Annotated in this window: 17 protein-coding genes; 9 read left to right on the top strand and 8 right to left on the bottom strand. The window is 67.0% G+C overall.

Annotation, left to right across the window (positions count from 1 at the left end):
* Positions 1 to 163: 163 nt before the first annotated feature.
* Both ABZV58_RS16240 and ectB read right to left on the bottom strand, forming a co-directional pair.
* Positions 164 to 730: an RDD family protein gene (locus ABZV58_RS16240; protein WP_355000912.1), complete on the bottom strand. Its 567-nt coding sequence runs from the start codon at positions 728 to 730 to the stop codon at positions 164 to 166.
* 95 nt (positions 731 to 825) lie between these two features.
* Positions 826 to 2,082: a diaminobutyrate--2-oxoglutarate transaminase gene (gene ectB / locus ABZV58_RS16245; protein ID WP_355000913.1), complete on the bottom strand. Its 1,257-nt coding sequence runs from the start codon at positions 2,080 to 2,082 to the stop codon at positions 826 to 828.
* A gap of 270 nt (positions 2,083 to 2,352) precedes the next feature.
* On the opposite strand from ectB, the gene ABZV58_RS16250 reads away from it, so the two are divergent.
* From ABZV58_RS16250 to ABZV58_RS16260, 3 genes are read left to right on the top strand one after another with little or no spacing between them, the layout of a single operon-like run.
* Positions 2,353 to 3,084: an ABC-2 family transporter protein gene (locus ABZV58_RS16250; protein WP_355000914.1), complete on the top strand. Its 732-nt coding sequence runs from the start codon at positions 2,353 to 2,355 to the stop codon at positions 3,082 to 3,084.
* Complete coding sequence (locus ABZV58_RS16255; RefSeq protein WP_355000915.1) at positions 3,077 to 3,907, top strand: ABC-2 family transporter protein; 831 nt, start codon at positions 3,077 to 3,079, stop codon at positions 3,905 to 3,907. Before ABZV58_RS16250 ends, ABZV58_RS16255 begins: the two co-directional genes overlap by 8 nt.
* Before the next feature lie 2 nt (positions 3,908 to 3,909).
* Positions 3,910 to 4,902: an ATP-binding cassette domain-containing protein gene (locus ABZV58_RS16260; protein ID WP_355000916.1), complete on the top strand. Its 993-nt coding sequence runs from the start codon at positions 3,910 to 3,912 to the stop codon at positions 4,900 to 4,902.
* A 42-nt stretch (positions 4,903 to 4,944) separates the two neighbouring features.
* Here ABZV58_RS16260 and ABZV58_RS16265 read toward each other — a convergent pair whose 3' ends face one another.
* On the bottom strand, positions 4,945 to 5,634 hold the full coding sequence (locus tag ABZV58_RS16265) for a DUF4389 domain-containing protein (RefSeq protein ID WP_355000917.1): 690 nt from the start codon (positions 5,632 to 5,634) through the stop codon (positions 4,945 to 4,947).
* Positions 5,635 to 5,866: 232 nt separating this feature from the next.
* Between ABZV58_RS16265 and ABZV58_RS16270 the strand changes: the two genes are divergently transcribed.
* Positions 5,867 to 6,157 carry an excalibur calcium-binding domain-containing protein gene (locus ABZV58_RS16270; protein WP_355000918.1) on the top strand — a complete coding sequence of 97 codons (291 nt, stop codon included), beginning with the start codon at positions 5,867 to 5,869 and terminating at the stop codon, positions 6,155 to 6,157.
* Positions 6,158 to 6,531: 374 nt separating this feature from the next.
* On the opposite strand, the gene ABZV58_RS16275 is transcribed toward ABZV58_RS16270, so the two are convergent.
* A complete protein-coding gene (locus ABZV58_RS16275) occupies positions 6,532 to 6,858 on the bottom strand; it encodes a hypothetical protein (RefSeq protein WP_355000919.1) in 327 nt (108 codons plus the stop codon).
* 384 nt (positions 6,859 to 7,242) lie between these two features.
* Here ABZV58_RS16275 and ABZV58_RS16280 point away from each other — a divergent pair, with 384 nt between their 5' ends.
* The gene (locus ABZV58_RS16280; protein ID WP_355000920.1) at positions 7,243 to 7,773 is read left to right on the top strand and encodes a DUF4254 domain-containing protein; all 531 of its coding nucleotides are present in this window, start codon (positions 7,243 to 7,245) and stop codon (positions 7,771 to 7,773) included.
* On the opposite strand, the gene ABZV58_RS16285 is transcribed toward ABZV58_RS16280, so the two are convergent.
* The 3 genes from ABZV58_RS16285 to ABZV58_RS16295 are packed head-to-tail and all read right to left on the bottom strand — an operon-like array spanning position 7,774 to position 10,312.
* Positions 7,774 to 8,079, bottom strand: a complete 306-nt coding sequence (locus tag ABZV58_RS16285; RefSeq protein WP_355000921.1) for a hypothetical protein — start codon at positions 8,077 to 8,079, stop codon at positions 7,774 to 7,776.
* Positions 8,080 to 9,228, bottom strand: coding sequence for an acyl-CoA desaturase (locus ABZV58_RS16290; protein WP_355000922.1), 1,149 nt, complete (start codon positions 9,226 to 9,228; stop codon positions 8,080 to 8,082).
* Between the two features lie 25 nt (positions 9,229 to 9,253).
* The gene (locus ABZV58_RS16295; RefSeq protein WP_355000923.1) at positions 9,254 to 10,312 is read right to left on the bottom strand and encodes an FAD-binding oxidoreductase; all 1,059 of its coding nucleotides are present in this window, start codon (positions 10,310 to 10,312) and stop codon (positions 9,254 to 9,256) included.
* A 195-nt stretch (positions 10,313 to 10,507) separates the two neighbouring features.
* Here ABZV58_RS16295 and ABZV58_RS16300 point away from each other — a divergent pair, with 195 nt between their 5' ends.
* Both ABZV58_RS16300 and ABZV58_RS16305 read left to right on the top strand, forming a co-directional pair.
* A complete protein-coding gene (locus tag ABZV58_RS16300) occupies positions 10,508 to 11,128 on the top strand; it encodes a TetR family transcriptional regulator (protein WP_355000924.1) in 621 nt (206 codons plus the stop codon).
* A 66-nt stretch (positions 11,129 to 11,194) separates the two neighbouring features.
* Positions 11,195 to 12,133 carry a hypothetical protein gene (locus ABZV58_RS16305; protein WP_355000925.1) on the top strand — a complete coding sequence of 313 codons (939 nt, stop codon included), beginning with the start codon at positions 11,195 to 11,197 and terminating at the stop codon, positions 12,131 to 12,133.
* On the opposite strand, the gene ABZV58_RS16310 is transcribed toward ABZV58_RS16305, so the two are convergent.
* Positions 12,130 to 13,452, bottom strand: coding sequence for an MFS transporter (locus ABZV58_RS16310; protein WP_355000926.1), 1,323 nt, complete (start codon positions 13,450 to 13,452; stop codon positions 12,130 to 12,132). The genes ABZV58_RS16305 and ABZV58_RS16310 overlap by 4 nt on opposite strands.
* Before the next feature lie 181 nt (positions 13,453 to 13,633).
* Between ABZV58_RS16310 and ABZV58_RS16315 the strand changes: the two genes are divergently transcribed.
* Both ABZV58_RS16315 and ABZV58_RS16320 read left to right on the top strand, forming a co-directional pair.
* Complete coding sequence (locus tag ABZV58_RS16315; RefSeq protein ID WP_355000927.1) at positions 13,634 to 14,212, top strand: PadR family transcriptional regulator; 579 nt, start codon at positions 13,634 to 13,636, stop codon at positions 14,210 to 14,212.
* Positions 14,209 to 16,239, top strand: a complete 2,031-nt coding sequence (locus ABZV58_RS16320) for an NADPH-dependent 2,4-dienoyl-CoA reductase (RefSeq protein ID WP_355000928.1) — start codon at positions 14,209 to 14,211, stop codon at positions 16,237 to 16,239. Before ABZV58_RS16315 ends, ABZV58_RS16320 begins: the two co-directional genes overlap by 4 nt.
* Positions 16,240 to 16,252 lie beyond the last annotated feature (13 nt).

Genomic DNA, 16,252 nt, shown 5'->3' on the forward strand with positions numbered 1-16,252 from the left:
CGGCCCACCCTACTGATCGGCACGGGTCGCCGGTCAACCGAATTCCGCACGATGTGGGTCGGCGCACGGCCGCGGCTGATCCACCGAATCGTCATCGGTCATCGCGGACTCACGCCACTGGGCAGCTCGACGCATCGCTGACGACGACGACTGCGGATTGTGATCAGCGCGGCGGTGGCACGTGGCTGTGGGGTTGGGGCGGGTAGCCCTGCTGCGGGTAGTTCCAGGTTGTCGGCTGGCGTGAGCGGAGGGCCCGGACGTCGCGGCTGCGGACGATGGACAGGAAATCGCCGTAGGTGTCGTAATCGATCGAACCGTCTGCCAGTAGGCCGAACACGGCGAGGAAGGCGCGAAAGAAAAAGGCGCGCAGAAGGTTCCAGAGCGTGGGACGGCGGCCGTCGACGCCTCGGATCACAACGACACCGAAGAGGAGCTTGCCCAGCGTCGCTCCGAAGAAGCGTTGAAACAGCACGGTGTGCACGAATGACGCCGCGATATAGGCGATGACACCGACCAGTACCGCGAACAGCACGTTCTCGATGTCAGCCGCGACGGCGAAGGCGACGCCGAAATGCAGCAGCACGTCGACGGTTACCGCCGCGAAGGTGCGCAACTCGCGTGGAGACGGATACCTTGGGTCGTTGTCCGCACCGTGATACCGCGGGCCACGCTGCGCCGCCTGCGTCGTGCGTTCATTGAACTGTTCCACTCTGCGATTGATGAACCCCACGTGACGAGCATGGCACGGCCGCGCCCGAGTACCACTCGAGCACCGCGATCACGCTCGGCCGAAGTAGGTGCGGCCGGATGAGCTGCCCCCTCCGGTCAACCACACACAGCACCCACCGCACCGACAACCAGTTCCAACCCGCGCTCCAACTCGTCCTCACCGATCGTCAACGGCGGCAACAACTTCACCACCTCGTCCACCGACCCCGAGGTTTCCACCAGCAACCCCCGATCGAACGCCACCTGGCAAACCTTCCCCGCCAGCGACGGATCCTCGAACACGATCCCGTGCACCAAACCCCGCCCCCGCGTCGAGACACCGGGAAGATCGGCCGCCAGCCGCGCAAGCACCGCCTCGATCCGCGCGCCCTTGGCCAGGGTGGCGCGCTCGAGCGCGTCGTCGGACCAGTAGTGGCGCAACGCGAGCTCGGCCGTGACGAAGGCGGGGTTGTTCCCGCGGAAGGTGCCGTTGTGCTCACCGGGCGCCCACTGGTCCAGCTCGGACTTGAAAAGCACCAGCGCCATGGGCAGTCCGTAGCCGCCGATCGACTTCGACAGCGTCACGATGTCGGGCGTGATACCGGCGAACTCGAAGGAGAAGAACGGGCCGGTGCGCCCGCATCCCATCTGCACGTCGTCGACGATCAGCAGGATGCCGCGCGCCCGGCACAGGTCGGCCAGTTCGCGCAGCCATTGCGCCCGCGCGACGTTCACCCCGCCTTCGCCCTGCACCGTCTCCACGATCACGGCGGCGGGCTTGTCCAGACCCGACGAGGGATCGTCCAGCGCGCGGCGCATCCAGTGCAGGTCGTCGTCCGCGCCGAGGTAGCCGTCGTAGGGCATCGGCGTGACGTGCACCAGCGGCACGCCCGCGCCCGCGCGTTTGGCGGCGTTGCCGGTCACCGACAGCGCACCGAGCGACATGCCGTGGAAGGCGTTGGTGAAGTTCAGCACCGCCTGCCTGCCGGTCACCTTGCGCGCGAGTTTGAGCGCTGCCTCGACGGCGTTCGCGCCGGTGGGACCGGGAAACTGCACCTTGTAGTCCAGGCCCCGCGGAGTGAGGACGGTGTCGCGCAGGGTTTCCAGCAGCCGTCGCTTGGCCACCGTCGACATGTCCAGTCCGTGGGTGATCCCGTCGCCCGCGAGATAGTCGATCAGCGCGCGCTTGAGGACCGGATTGTTGTGGCCGTAGTTCAGCGCGCCCGCACCGGCGAAGAAATCCAGGTAGTCGCGGCCTTGCTCGTCGCGCAACCAGGCGCCGCTGGCGGTGTCGAACACCGTCGGCCAGGATCGGCAGTACCCGCGAACGTTCGATTCGAGTGCCTCGAAAACGGTCGACTCGGCGACAGTCATCGACGATCCTTCCTGTCGTGCGCGAGCACTCCATCAATCTGAAGTGTCTGTGTTTCTAACACTCGCGACTCAGGTTCGTAGCGCTTTTCCAAAAATCGCGCGGGAAGCTACCGCGCGTCCGCGGCCGGGCAGTAAAGTCGACTCCTTGTGCGCTGGAGTGCGGGAGGGGAGGAACGGCTGGCCGCAGCAACCCGGGCGCGACGCGAGGCGACACTGTATTGGCGGCTCGCGGTGGCGGGGTTCCGGCGTCAGTCGCAGTACAAACTGGCGATGTTCGCGGGTCTGTTCACCAACTGCGTGTTCGGCTTGGTACGCGCCGCGGTGATGCTCGCCGCCGTGCGCAGTGCGGGTGACTTCGGCGGATACGACGAAGGCACCATGGGCGCCTACGTCTGGCTCTCGCAAGGACTGCTCGGCGCGATGCAATTCATGGGCCCGCCATTGGAATTGGTGGACCGGGTCAAGAACGGCGACGTCGCGATCGATTTCTTGCGTCCCGTCGATATCCAACTGGGTTATCTCGCCGCCGATCTCGGGCGTGCGACGTGCACGTTGGTACCGCGGTTTCTGCCCAGCGTACTGTTCGGATTCCTCACCGTCGGACTCGCCATGCCCGCGACGCCCGGTCCCTATGTGCTCGGCGTGATTTCGGTGGTGCTCGCCGTCGCGCTGTCGTTTCTGATGCTGTTCGCTATCGGCCTGATCGGTTTCTGGGTGGTGGAAACCCGCGGCATCCGCGTGCTTTATCAGATCTGCGGCACTTTCCTGGCCGGACTGTTCGTGCCGGTGCACATGTTCCCGGACTGGCTGCGCCTGCTCGCGTACGCCACTCCGTTCCCTTCGATTCTGCAAGCCCCGATCGACGTGCTCTCGGGTCGGATACTCGGCCTGGAAGCGATGACGGTCGTTGGGACACAGCTGTTCTGGGTGCTCACGATCGCAGCGATCGGCAGACTCATGCTGTCGGCCGGACGCCGCAGGCTGGAGGTGCAGGGTGGCTGAGCCGCTGGTCTCCGTGCCGTCGGGCAGCTGGTTCACACCGTATGCCGCGGTGTTGCGCTCGCGCATCCGAGCTCAGCGCGCCTATCGATTGTCCTTCGCCAGCGAGGTGTTCAGCGCGTTCCTCATCGGCGTCGTCGAATTCGCCGAGGTGTGGGTCATCTTCCACAACGTGGGAGTGCTCGGCGGGCTGGACATGCGCGGGGCGCTGCTGCTGTTCGGCCTGAGCAACACCACGTTCGCGCTGGCCCAAGTACTCGTCGGACATCTGGATACGCTGCCGACGCTGATCCGGATGGGCACCCTCGACGCCTACCATCTGCGCCCGCAACCCTTGTTGCTGCAACTCGTGACCGGCGATGTCTCGCTGCGCCGATTCGCCCGCGCCGCGGTCGCCATAGTAGTGCTCGTCATCGGGTTGCTACAGAACGACATCGATTGGGGACCGGCCGCATTCGGACTCCTGGCGATGACACTCGGGTGCGGTATTCTCCTGTTCGGCGGGATCTTCGTCTGCGCGGCCGGGTTGCAGTTCTTCCTGATCGACGGCTCCGAGCTCACCAACAGTTTCACCTACGGCGGGTCGTTCGCCGCTATGCAGCCCGCCTCGGTATTTCCGCTGCCGCTGAAACTACTGTTCGGATTCGCCATCCCGGTCGCGTTCACGGCGTACCTGCCCACCATCGCCCTGCTCGGGTTGCCCGGCCCGCCGTTGCTGCCGTCCTGGCTGGTCTGGTTCACCCCGCTGGCGACGCTGTGGATTTGGCTGCTGGCATTCGGTCTATGGCGGCTCGGGACTAGGCACTACCAGGGAGGTGGCGGATAAGCGTGGCGGACAGCGACTTATCTGACGCGATCATCGACATCGAGAATCTGACAAGGCAATTCACGCTGTATCGCAAGAACGGCCGCCGCTGGCGCAGGCAGCGCGACACCCTCACCGCGGTCGACAGGATGACCTTTCGCATCGAACGCGGCGCGGCGGTCGGCTACATCGGGGCGAACGGGGCGGGGAAGTCCACCACCATCAAGATGCTCACCGGCATCCTGGTCCCCTCGTCCGGTCGGGTGCGCACCTGCGGACTCGAGCCGGTCCGGCAGCGCCGGGAACTGGCCGGCCGCATCGGGGTGGTGTTCGGCCAGCGGTCCCAGCTGTGGTGGGATCTGCCACTGCGCGAATCGTTCACGATCCTGGCCGCCATCCACCGCTTGGAACCCGACATCACCCGCAAGCGCACCTACGAGCTGGTCGAGCAGCTGGAAATGGCCGAGACACTGGACACTCCGGTGCGGCAACTCTCGCTGGGTCAGCGCATGCGCGCCGAGGTCGCGGCGGCGCTGCTGCACTCCCCGGAGCTGGTGATTCTCGACGAACCGACCATCGGTCTCGACGTGCTGTCCAAGCAGCGGTTGCGCGAATTCCTGCGCACGGAACGGGTGGACCGCGGCACCACGCTGCTGCTCACCACCCACGACATGGGCGATATCGAAAGGCTTTGCGACCGTGTGCTCGTCGTCGATCACGGCAGCCTGGTCTACGACGGATCGCTGTCCGGACTCGGCGCGACGGTGGGCGCGCGCCGGGTGCTCGTGGTGGACCTCGCCGAGCCGACCGCGGATCTGCGCGACCTGCCGCCCGGCGCCGAACTGCTCACCAGCGAGGCGGATGGCATGCGCCAGCGCCTGGCCTTCGACGCCGAATCCATCACCGCCGCACAGTTGCTCGCCGCAGTGTCGGACCGCGCGGAGGTGCGGGATCTGTCCATCGAGGAGCCCGGTATCGAAGACGTGGTCCGGCGGATATACGAATCCGCCCGCTGACGAGTCGGCGGGCGGATTCGGGGTGGTCGGTTCGATCGGCGGTTACGGCTCGCGCGCCCCCTGGTCGAGCCGGAACGGCGGGTATTCGTCACGCATCAGCGAGGCGTAGGCCTGCACCCGGATGGCCCATCGGTTGATGCCGACGACGAAGTCGAACAGGCCCTTCGGGTAGACCGCGGTGAACAGCAAGGCGATCAGCGCCACGGCCAGAAGCAGATAGATCACCGGCCAAGCCAGCATGACATTCCAGGCGTCGGAGCCGTTGTCCTCCATCGCGGTGCCGATCGCGCCGCTCATCAGCGCGCCGATGATCAGATAGTGCGGAATGGCGAGCAGCCACCATTTGATCAAAACCAGTCCGCGGTGCAGAGTTTCGGGATAATCGACCTCCAGATCGGCTGGGTAGTCCGCGTCCGGCCGCAAATGGAACGGCGGGTATTTGTCGGTGCCGAGTACGGTGAGCGAGTAGAAACTGACGCGCCAATTCCAGCGCATCACACCGACATTGAAATCGAAGAGGCCGCGCGGATACCTCCCGGTGAACAGGATCGCGAAGAACGCGATCACGGACACCACGAAGTACGCGATGTGCAGGAAGAACAGCACGATGTAGTGCGGGATGGCCAGAATCCACTTCACCAGCCACATCCACCGCGACAGACCGGGATCGAGATCCCCTCGGACGCGGACCGGATTCACGGCGGCCGCCGGCTTCTCGAGTTCCATTTCCATGATCGACGCTCCTTCCGGGCTGCGCCCAGCCCACCGGGCTCGGATTTCACAGCGCCCCTGTGAGGTATCTCATAATTGTCCGGCACCCCTCCGGCAGTAAGGCCACGATGCGGTACCGACACGCCAACAAAAACGACCGTCCAGCCCGCGCCGCGATGTTGCGGAACGCGATGGCCGCCGTGATACTGACTGGCGTTTGGATCGAAAACCGTTGTGTTTGGGGGGAATCCACATGCGTAACTCTCGGCCCGTCGTCCTGGTCGTCGGCCTGCTGCTGATCGCTGTGCTCGCCGTCTCGGTGACCGGCTGCGGTTCGAGCAAGAAGCGGCGCCACTCCTCGTCCGGACCGGTCGCCGCGGCGACCACGACGAGTGCCGCGGCATTCCGCAACTGTGAGGACGCCTGGGCGGCGGGCAAAGCACCCCTGCGCCGCCAGGACCCCGGCTACTCGGTCCAGCTCGACCGCCTCGACGGCAAAGAGGACGGCGTCGCCTGCCTCGTCCGCCCCGCACCCCGCCGCTGACCGAACCCGGGCGTCGGCCGGTCCGGCCTCAGCGCAGCCCCGTCCTCGACAGCACGGGCCGCACGTCGCTCGGCCTAGACTACCGCGCCGCGCACCCCCGGATCGATCCCAGGTAGCGCTGCCGCCCGCGGTGAACTCGCGCCGGGCGCGCCGATCGTCGAATCCACCAGCGGCACCATCCTCGCGCGCTTCGCGGGGGTCACCGCCCCTGCGATGCGGACACAACGCCTGCGTGGGCCGCGACGCGTCGCATGCCCTTCGGGCTGTGCCGCGTCCACAAAGGTTGGCACCGCAATCCGACCGAAGGTCACCGGCAGTCGGCCCACCGCGACGAAGGTCACCCTCGGTCGGTCGTACTCCGGGGCCGAGGCGGACTAACTCGGCGCCTGCCCCTGCGCGGAGTACAGACTGACCTCACCTTCCTCGCTGAGGAACGCGTTGACCAGCATGATCCGGTTGACCCGCAGCTCCTCGGGATCGGGCGCGGTGGTGGTGATGGAGATCTGCGGGATGGCGCCCCAGTTGACCACGTAGCGCTCCGGCGGGCCGTCGTCGTCGGACAGACGTGCGAGCCGGAACACCGAGACCGTCTTGCGGACGATGAGGTTGCGCACGACTTCAGCAATTCGCTCGGGGTCTTCCAGCGAGAACATGAAGCCGAATGTCAGCTCCGGCGATGACACATAAGCGGGCACGAACATCGAGGCTAGTCCATCGCACCGGGGTGCGCAGCCGCCGCGCCGCGACGATAACTGGAGATGCGCCGATCGCCCAGTTCACCTTGGGCAAAGATAGATTTCGTGTGACTGCACCGTAACGAACGATAACGATTTCCGGCTGGCGCGTGGATTTTCCCCCATTCGGTTGCGCCGATTCGACTATCGCGCTTTCCTGAAAGTGTCCCGATTTTTCGGGCCGTCTTCCTCATCGCATCGTCGCGGATTTCCCGGTTTCTTTGCCGTGCTGGTGGACTGTGTGGGGGCGTCCGGGCTCGGGGCTGCGCCGGAGCCGAGGGGTGCCCCTCCCCGAAATCCCCCTCGGCCCTGGCGTATCCATGTCGGATCGTTACCGCAGGGGCGTGCACTATGCCTACCGAATACGCCGGGAGCCGTATCGGAGCCGGCGAGCTGCCACCGCGATCGGCGCTGTTGCGCGCGTTTCGCGAAGCCGACGACCCGAACCGCCGAAAGCACCGAGTCCTGGCCGCGGCCCGCGAGCTGGTCGAATGCCACGAACGCAGGCACCGGGCGCTGGCCGCCGCGCACGCGCCGGACGCCACCAACGGTCGGGTCGCGGCGTGCAGTCAGCTGGTGGACGACATCGACGGTCGCCGCGCCGAGCTCGTCGGCCGGATCAACGACTGGGTGGCGACCAACGTCCCGCACCGCACGGGCGCCTCGCTGCACACCGAGACACTGGGCGCTGTCATCGATCGAATGGCGGCGAAATGGACTGCGGCACAACAGGCTTTGAGCGGAACCGGCTCGGCGACGCATTCACCGCGGGTGGACGGGGAAGCCCACCTGCTGTGGACGCGGCTCGCCGAGCTGGCCGACGGCTATCAGGATCTGATCACCGACGTCACCGAGCACCGGCGCAGGCTGCCGGTGTGGTGATCAGCGGCGGTCGTCGAGATCGGACTCGACGACCTCGGCCTCGACGAACGCGGAACCCGTCGCGGACGTGGGCTCGGGCTCGTCGGGGACCTCGTCCAGCGGCGCTTCCCGCTGAACGGCCGCATCCTTGCGGGCCGCGGCGGCCGCCTCGTTCATCTCGATCGCGTCGGTGATCCACTCACCGATCTCCCGAGTGACCTCCTGAACGGTCCCGGTGATGATCGTCGCGATATTTCCGACGTGCCTGGCACCGGAGGCCGTCAATTCTTGAATCAAATCCTTGTTGCTTTCGAATTTCCCGATCATTCACACGCCCACTTCGGTCGCCTTCCGCTGACGCATCACGATAACACCGGGAGATGACGTGTTCTTCGTGAAGCGCGGCGGCAGCGCCAGCTTGAAAATCTTCAGCCACACATCGCCGATCTGCTTGCTCAACGGGCCGGTGTGGTAGGGCAATCCGTACTTCTCACACAACGCCCGCACCTCCGGCGCGATCTCCGGATAGCGGTTGGCGGGGATGTCGGGGAACAGGTGGTGTTCGATCTGGTGCGACAGATTGCCGCTCATGATGTGGAACAGCTTGCCGCCGGTGATGTTCGCCGAGCCGAGCATCTGCCGGACGTACCACTCGCCGCGGGTCTCCTCGGCGGTCTCCTCTTCGGTGAACGTCTGTACGCCGGAGGGGAAGTGGCCGCAGAAGATGATCGAGTAGGCCCAGACGTTGCGCACCAGGTTGGCCGCGGCGTTGCCTGCCACCGTGCTGACGAACAGCGGGCCGGTCAGCGCGGGGAACACCACGTAGTCCTTGAGCGCCTGGCGGCCCGCCTTGCGCCACCAGCCCTTGATCAGCGGCTTGAGGTCGGACCACTTGCGCTTGCCCTGAACGATGTTCTCGGCTTCGGCGTCGTGCAGCATGACGCCCCATTCGAAGAACACCATCAGCAGGAACGCCCACACCGGGTTGCCCAGGTAGTAGGGGTTCCACTTCTGGCCCTCGTCCATCCGCAGGATGCCGTAACCGATGTCGCGGTCCATGCCGTGGATGTTGGTGAAGGTGTGGTGCAGGTAGTTGTGCGAGTGCTTCCACTGGTCGGCCGGGCAGACCGTATCCCACTCGAACTCACGGGAATTCAAGCCGGGCTCACGCATCCAGTCGTACTGGCCGTGCATGACGTTGTGGCCGATCTCCATGTTGTCCAGGATCTTCGACACGCTCAGCGCGGCCACCGCGGCCAGCCACACCGGCGGCAGGAAGCCCAGGTACATCAGGCCGCGCCCGGCGATCTCGAAACCGCGCTGCGCCTTGATGATCGAGTAGATGTATTCCCGGTCGCGCTCGCCGAGGTCGGCGACGACACGGTCGCGCAGTTCGTCGAGCGCCTTGCCCAGCTCCTCGACCTGGTCGGGAGTCAGGACCAGCGGTCCGTCCTTGGTCTCGGTCAGGATGGTCATAGTCAGTCAGTCCCCTTGTGTCTGTCTAGATGTCGATGTCGACGTCGCCCACCGCGGCGCTGACGCAGAGCTGGATGGGCTGGTCGGGATCGCTGTCGGTCTCGCCGGTGCGCAGGTTGCGCGTGCAGCCGGAGCGGCGAACGGCGGTGCAGGAGAAGCAGATCCCCATGCGGCAGCCGTACTCCGGGGTCAGGCCCGCGGCCTCGGCCTGCTCGAGCAGGCTGGTACCGGTGTTCTCGGCACGCACCCCGCTGGCCGAGAAGCTCGTCGAGCCGTGCACCTCGTCCGCGTCGACGGGGGCGGCCGAGAGCGTGAACTCCTCAGAGTGCAGCCGGTCGGCCAGTTCCTCGGCCTCGTACACCTTGCGCACCGCGTCCATGAGCGGCGGCGGCCCGCACACATAGGTCTGCGCGTCGGCGAACCAGGGCGCGACGCGCTCGAGCTCGTCGTAGTCGAACGGGCCGCCGCCCTGCTCCGGATAGCGCATCTCGACGCGGAAACGCGGGTTCCGCTCGGCGATGGCCTCCAGCTCGGCGCGGTGCGGCACCACCTCCGGCGAACGGGCGTAGTGCAGGAAGGTCAGTTCGCCGGGATAACCCTCGTCGGCGAGGGTCCGCATCATCGACAGCACCGGCGTGATGCCGCTGCCGCCGCTGATCAGCAGCACCCGGTCGGGGCGGACCTCGGGCAACCGGAACACTCCGGCCGCCGGGCTCAGGTCGACCACCATGCCGGACACGGCGTTCTCGTGCAGATACTGCGACACCAGGCCCCCGGGATGCGCTTTGACGGTGAGCTGGATGTGCCGGTCGCGCCGACCTTCCGCATTCACCGGCGAGTAGCACCTGGTGTGCCGGACGCCGTCGATCACCACGCCGATCTGGACGTACTGTCCCGCGGCGTGGCCGCGCCACTGCCTGGTCGGGCGCAGGGTGAGCGTCACCGAGCCGGGCACCGAGCGGCGCACGTGGGTGATCTCGGCGCGCATCTGCCGGACGGTCAGCGTGGGACGCACGAGTTCCAGGTACCGGTCGAGCGGATGGGGCGTGGTCAGGGTCTGCACCAGGTCGATGAGATCCACCATTCGGTTCTCCGTACCTCTGATCGTCGGTGGGTCAAGGCTGTGGCGTGCCGACTGTCACTTGATCAATTTTCAGTGCACGCCTGTACACTCATCCAGTGTGACCGATAGACAGGGTCCAGTGTCAACCGGCAATTCGTGTGACCCGAACTACACCTCTTGGATGAGCGAATGGTGAACGGATGTATGCTCACCGTGATGAGCGAGCAGGCAGCAACCCGGATCGAGCGCAAGGAGCGCACGCGGCAGGCCCTGGTCGACGGCACCCTGGAACTGGCCGCCGAGCGCGGTTTCGCCGCGCTGAGCTTGCGTGAGATCGCGCGCTCCGCCGGCATCGTGCCGACGGCCTTCTACCGCCACTTCGCCTCGCTCGACGACCTCGGCGCGGCGCTCGTCGACCAAGGCGTGACCGCGCTGCGGCTGGCGCTACGCGAGGTCCGGCGCAATCCCGAGGCCAGCATCGCCGACACCGTGCGGTTCGTCTTCGATCAGGTAGGAGCCAAACGCGCGGTGTTCGGCTTCCTCACCCGGGAGCGCCACGGCGGTTCGGCGGCGCTGCGCAAAGCCATCGCACTGGAACTCCAGCTGATCGTGCGCGAGCTGGTCGCCGACCTGTCCCGGGTGCGCGCGCTGGACGACTGGAGCCCGCGCGATCTGGAGATCGCCGCGGACCTGCTCGTCGGCACCGTCGCCGACGGGATCGCCGCGTATGTCGCGGCCGAGGACCGCGACCAACGAACCATCGTCGACCGCACGGTGCAGAAGATCCGGCTGATCGCGCTCGGCATGGACAACTGGTGGCCGCCCAAGGATCGGTAGGCGCTCGTTCGACGTACGCGCACTGACCGCGCAGCTCGGCCCACCGCGTCCCGTACTGTGCCGAACATGGGTTACGACACCAGCTTTCACGCGTTGGACATGCGGCTCGTCGAGGAGCGGATCCTGCCGTATCTGGCCGGGCTCGGCGGCGACGGCGATCTGGACGATCTGATCACCCTCGCGGTCGAGCAGGCGCGGGTGCGCTTCCGCGCCAAGGCGTGGGCGCTGGGCGCGATGAAGGTCGCCGACGACGAGTTCGACGCCTCGCTGTACGTGTGGGGACGGCCGTACCTGATCACCGCCGAGTCGCCCTCCGACGTGGCGGAAACCGCTGTGCGATACCGAGATTGCACTGTCGCCACGGTGGACGAGATCGCCCGCGCGCAACTCGAACTGTTCGACCCCGCGCTGGCCGCCCGGACCGAACCCGATATGAGCGGCACGCTGCCCGGCGCCGACGACCTGGCCATCGACATCGCATGGAAGATTCGCCTGCTGCGCCAGGCCGCCCTCGCGCTGCGCTCCGGTCAGCCGACCGTCGACGACCCCCACAGCCCCGAAACCCACGACGCCGCCGACCTTCTGCGCAACAACCTGCAATTCTGCCTCGTCGAATTCGCCGGGCGTCTGCTGCCGGGGTGGATGGACCGCGGCGTCGTCTGGCCTACGGCACTGGCCGAGGAGGCCGGAACCGGCTGGCCCGCCGGGTTCGGCGGCAACGGCCCGCTGCTCGGCGACCTGCCGTCCCAGTTCCCCGAAATCGCTTGGCGCACGGAGGACACCATCACCGCCAACTATGTGATCGGCGGATTCGTCGGCGCCGGTGACGCGACAGCGGCGCGCGGCTGGCTCGCGGAGCACGCCGAGTCCTTGAGCGGTGGCGACGACCGCACGCGCCTGTCGCTGCGCAAGTGCGACGAGGCGCTGGCGCTGGCGGAGCTGATCGGCGGCGGTTTCGCGGAGGCCACCGAGATCTACAGCGGCATGGAGGGCCGGATCAACTAGGCCCTGTCGGGCGCGCGCACCGGGAGCAGCACCGCCAAACCCGCGGCGAGAACGACAGCCAGGCCGATCATCCCGGCGCGGTCGGCGTCGAACAGCCAGACGAACAGACCGAAAAGCGAGGGGGCGAGGAAGGATACGGCCCGTCCGGTCGTGGTGTAGAGGCCGAACAGCTGCCCTTCCCGCCCCGGCGGCGCCAACCGGACGAGGAACGACCGCGCCGAAGCCTGGGCGGGCCCGACGAAGATGGTCAGCAGCAGGCCGAATATCCAGAACATGAGCGGTCCCGAGACCACGAGCAGCGCGAGTCCGCAGACCAGCATGGCGGCCAGCGAAGTCACGATCACCGCTTTCGGTCCCACCCGGTCGTCGAATCGGCCCGCGACGATCGCCCCTAGCGCGGCGACGACGTTCGCGGCGACGCCGAACAGCAGCACATCGGAATCGTCGATCCCGTAGACGCGCACCGCGAGCACCGCGCCGAAGGTGAACACGCCCGCCAGCCCGTCGCGAAAGACGGCGCTGGCCAACAGGAACCAGACGGTGCGCCGGTCGGCCGCCCACAGCTCGCGCAGATCCCGCCACAGCACCCGGTAGGAACCGAAGAACCCCACGCTCGCCGCGCCGGGATCGGCACTGGTGCGCGGCAGTTCCGGCACCGCGAACAGCACGGGTAGCGCGAACGTGGCGAACCAGATCGCGGCGAGGACGACCACCAGCCGGATGTTGAGCCCGTCGTCGGTAGGTATGCCGAACAGTCCTCGGTTGTCTCCTTCGCCGGCGATGAAGCCGACGTAGCAGATCAGCAGCAGGAAGATTCCGCCGAAATAGCCCATCGCCCAACCGAAACCGGAGACGCGGCCGACCGTCTCCGGTGTGGAGACCTGGCGCAGCATGGCGTTGTAGGGCACGTTGGCCAGTTCGAAAGCGGCGGAGCCGAAGGCGAGCAGCGTCAGACCGAGCCACAGATCGCGGTAGTCGTCGTGCACGAAGAACATCCCGGTCATGGCCAGGACGGTCAGCGCGGTCAGAACGCCAAGGGAGCGTTTGCGTTTCGCGGCCGCGTCGAACCACTGGCCGCTGATGGGCGCGGTCAGCGCGACCACGAGACCGGCGATGCCGAGCGCCCAGCCGAGCCAGGCGCTCGCCGAGATCCCGCCGGGCAGATCGTCGCCGACCTTGTCGGTGAGATACACCGAGAACACGAACGTGAGGATCACGGCGTGGAACGCCGAGGAACCCCAGTCCCACAACCCCCAGGCCACGATCTGCCCGCGCCCGGCGGCGTCCCCGATCGTGCCGCGCGCGTCCACCTCGGTCATGGGCGCAGCGTAACCCGCCCGGCGCGAGGAAGTCCGCCGAAAGCCGACGCCGGGCCGACAAGCCGCCGGATATGCGAGCGGGTCGGTGCGAAGACGAACCGCCGACCCCTGGTGATCATGCCACTGAACAGCTCTATGCACCCAGTTGCATAGTACCGACTGTACCGAGTACCGTGGCCGCATGGCCCTCGAGCACGCCTTGCTGGTATCGCTGACCGAGCGGGCCGGTTCGGGCTACGAGCTGGCCCGCCGGTTCGACAAGTCCATCGGGTACTTCTGGAGCGCGACCCACCAGCAGATCTATCGCGTGCTCAAGCGCATGGAGGAATCCGGCTGGCTGGACAGCGAATCGGTGGCCCAGGAGGGCAAGCCGGACAAGAAGGTCTACTCGGTGAACGAGGCGGGCCGCGCCGAGCTGGCGCGCTGGATCGCCGAGCCCTCCCCTACCGACCTCCCCCGCGGCGAACTCGGGGTGAAGATCCGCGGCGCGGCCTACGGCGACCTGGACGCGCTGTGCGCGGAGGTCGCCAGACACCGCGACCAGCACGCCCAGCGGCTCGAGGTCTATCGGCTCATCGAGAAGAAGGACTTCGCCGCGCCGGATCAGCTCTCCGGCACGGCACTGCACCAGTACCTGGTCCTGCGCGGCGGCATCCGCGTCGAGATCGGGTTCATCGAATGGTGCGACGAAGTACTGCAAGCACTGCGACCGAGTGCGTCAGCCCCGCACCCGGATCCGATGGAGAAAGGCCAGGCATGAGTTCCTTCCCCCACCTTTTCGAGCCGCTGGACCTCGGCTTCACCACCCTGCGCAACCGCGTGGTCATGGGGTCGATGCACACCGGCCTGGAGGACCGCGCCTGGGACACCAACAAGCTGGCCGCCTATTTCGCCGAGCGCGCCCGCGGCGGTGTCGGGCTGATCATCACCGGCGGCTACGCGCCCAACCGCACCGGCTGGCTGCTGCCCTTCGGCGCCAAGCTGACCAACAAGACCGAGGCCTACCGCCACCGCGCGATCACCAAGGCGGTGCACGCCGAGGGCGGCAAGATCGCCATCCAGATCCTGCACGCGGGCCGCTATTCCTACTGGCCCGCCAGCGTCTCCGCGTCCGCGATCAAGGCCCCCATCAACCCTTTCCGGCCCCGCGCCCTCTCCGCGCGCGGCATCGAGCAGACCATCGCGGACTACGCGCGCTGTGCGAAGCTCGCCCAGTTCGCGGGGTACGACGGCTGCGAGATCATGGGCGGTGAAGGCTATTTCATCAACCAGTTCCTCGCGCCGCGCACCAACAAGCGCACCGACAAGTGGGGCGGCTCGGCCGAGAACCGGCGCAGGCTGCCGCTGGAGATCGTGCGCCGAGTCCGCGCCGCGGTGGGGCCGAACTTCATCATCGTGTTCCGGCTGTCGATGGCCGAGCTGGTGGAGAAGGGTCAGACCTTCGACGAGATCGTCACCCTCGCCAAAGAATTGGAGAAGGCGGGCGTCAACGTCATCAACACCGATATCGGCTGGCACGAGGCACGGGTGCCCACCATCGTCACCTCGGTGCCGCGGGCGGCCTTCGTCGAGTTCACCGCGAAGATCACCAAGCAGGTGAACATTCCGGTCTGCGCGTCGAACCGCATCAACATGCCCGAGATCGCCGAGGAGATCCTGACTCGCGGTGACGCGCAACTGGTTTCGCTGGCCCGTCCGTTCCTCACCGATCCGGAGTGGGTGAACAAGGCAGCGCAGGACCGCGTCGACGAGATCAACACCTGCATCGCCTGCAACCAGGCCTGCCTCGACCACGCGTTCCAGCACAAGACGGTGTCCTGCCTGCTCAACCCGCGCGCAGGCCACGAGACCGAGCTGAAGCTGCTGCCGACCCGGCGCAGCAAGCGCATCGCCGTGGTCGGCGCGGGACCGGCCGGGCTCTCCGCCGCGGTCAATCTCGCCGAACGGGGCCACCGCGTGGACCTTTTCGAGGCCGACGACAAGATCGGCGGCCAGTTCGACATCGCGCGGCGGATTCCCGGCAAGGAGGAGTTCGACGAATCCATCCGGTACTACCGCAGGATGATCGAGGTGCGCGGCGTCGTCCTGCACCTGAACAAGCGGGTCACCGCCGACGAGCTCATCGCGGGCCGCTACGACGAAGTCGTGCTCGCCACCGGCGTGCGACCACGTATCCCCAACATTCCCGGCATCGACCACCCGATGGTGCTCTCCTACGCCGAACTGGTGCGCGAGGAGAAGCCGGTGGGCAAGCGCGTCGCCGTGATCGGCGCGGGCGGCATCGGTTACGACGTGAGCGAGTTCCTCACCGTGGAGGGGCACCCCGCGCTCAAGCTGGACGAGTGGAAAGAGGAGTGGGGCGTCGACGCGAACGACGAACAGGCGCCCGGCCAGCTCACCGAACCCAAGCCCGCGCCCGCCGCCCGCGATGTCGTTCTGCTGCAACGCAAGTCGTCCTCGTTCGGTAAGGACCTCGGCAAGACCTCCGGCTGGGTGCACCGCGCCGCGCTGAAGGCCAAGGGCGTCGAGCAGATCGGCGGCGTGAACTACGAGCGCATCGACGACAGCGGGCTGCACATCAGCTTCGGCGAGAAACGCGAACGTCCGCAATTGATTCCGGTGGACAACGTGGTGGTCTGCGCGGGTCAGGAGTCGGTGCGCGAGCTGGTCGAGCCGCTGCGGGCGGCGGGGATCACCCCGCACCTGATCGGCGGCGCCGAGCTGGCCGCCGAACTCGACGCGAAACGCGCGATCGATCAGGGCACCCGGCTGGCGGCCAAGCTCTGAGCCGATCGCTAGC

Origin of the sequence: Nocardia sp. NPDC004654 (assembly GCF_040609595.1) — a bacterium.
GTDB lineage: Bacteria > Actinomycetota > Actinomycetes > Mycobacteriales > Mycobacteriaceae > Nocardia.

What these genes read in the sequence shown, in the direction of transcription:
- ABZV58_RS16290 (WP_355000922.1), bottom strand. Translation starts at nt 9,228, where the DNA reads ATGACCATCCTGACCGAGACCAAGGACGGACCGCTGGTCCTGACTCCC.
- ABZV58_RS16320 (WP_355000928.1), top strand. Translation starts at nt 14,209, where the DNA reads ATGAGTTCCTTCCCCCACCTTTTCGAGCCGCTGGACCTCGGCTTCACC.
- ABZV58_RS16250 (WP_355000914.1), top strand. Translation starts at nt 2,353, where the DNA reads ATGTTCGCGGGTCTGTTCACCAACTGCGTGTTCGGCTTGGTACGCGCC.
- ABZV58_RS16275 (WP_355000919.1), bottom strand. Translation starts at nt 6,858, where the DNA reads ATGTTCGTGCCCGCTTATGTGTCATCGCCGGAGCTGACATTCGGCTTC.
- ABZV58_RS16270 (WP_355000918.1), top strand. Translation starts at nt 5,867, where the DNA reads ATGCGTAACTCTCGGCCCGTCGTCCTGGTCGTCGGCCTGCTGCTGATC.
- ABZV58_RS16315 (WP_355000927.1), top strand. Translation starts at nt 13,634, where the DNA reads ATGGCCCTCGAGCACGCCTTGCTGGTATCGCTGACCGAGCGGGCCGGT.
- ABZV58_RS16305 (WP_355000925.1), top strand. Translation starts at nt 11,195, where the DNA reads ATGGGTTACGACACCAGCTTTCACGCGTTGGACATGCGGCTCGTCGAG.
- ABZV58_RS16310 (WP_355000926.1), bottom strand. Translation starts at nt 13,452, where the DNA reads ATGACCGAGGTGGACGCGCGCGGCACGATCGGGGACGCCGCCGGGCGC.
- ectB (WP_355000913.1), bottom strand. Translation starts at nt 2,082, where the DNA reads ATGACTGTCGCCGAGTCGACCGTTTTCGAGGCACTCGAATCGAACGTT.
- ABZV58_RS16300 (WP_355000924.1), top strand. Translation starts at nt 10,508, where the DNA reads ATGAGCGAGCAGGCAGCAACCCGGATCGAGCGCAAGGAGCGCACGCGG.
- ABZV58_RS16285 (WP_355000921.1), bottom strand. Translation starts at nt 8,079, where the DNA reads ATGATCGGGAAATTCGAAAGCAACAAGGATTTGATTCAAGAATTGACG.
- ABZV58_RS16265 (WP_355000917.1), bottom strand. Translation starts at nt 5,634, where the DNA reads ATGGAAATGGAACTCGAGAAGCCGGCGGCCGCCGTGAATCCGGTCCGC.
- ABZV58_RS16295 (WP_355000923.1), bottom strand. Translation starts at nt 10,312, where the DNA reads ATGGTGGATCTCATCGACCTGGTGCAGACCCTGACCACGCCCCATCCG.
- ABZV58_RS16280 (WP_355000920.1), top strand. Translation starts at nt 7,243, where the DNA reads ATGCCTACCGAATACGCCGGGAGCCGTATCGGAGCCGGCGAGCTGCCA.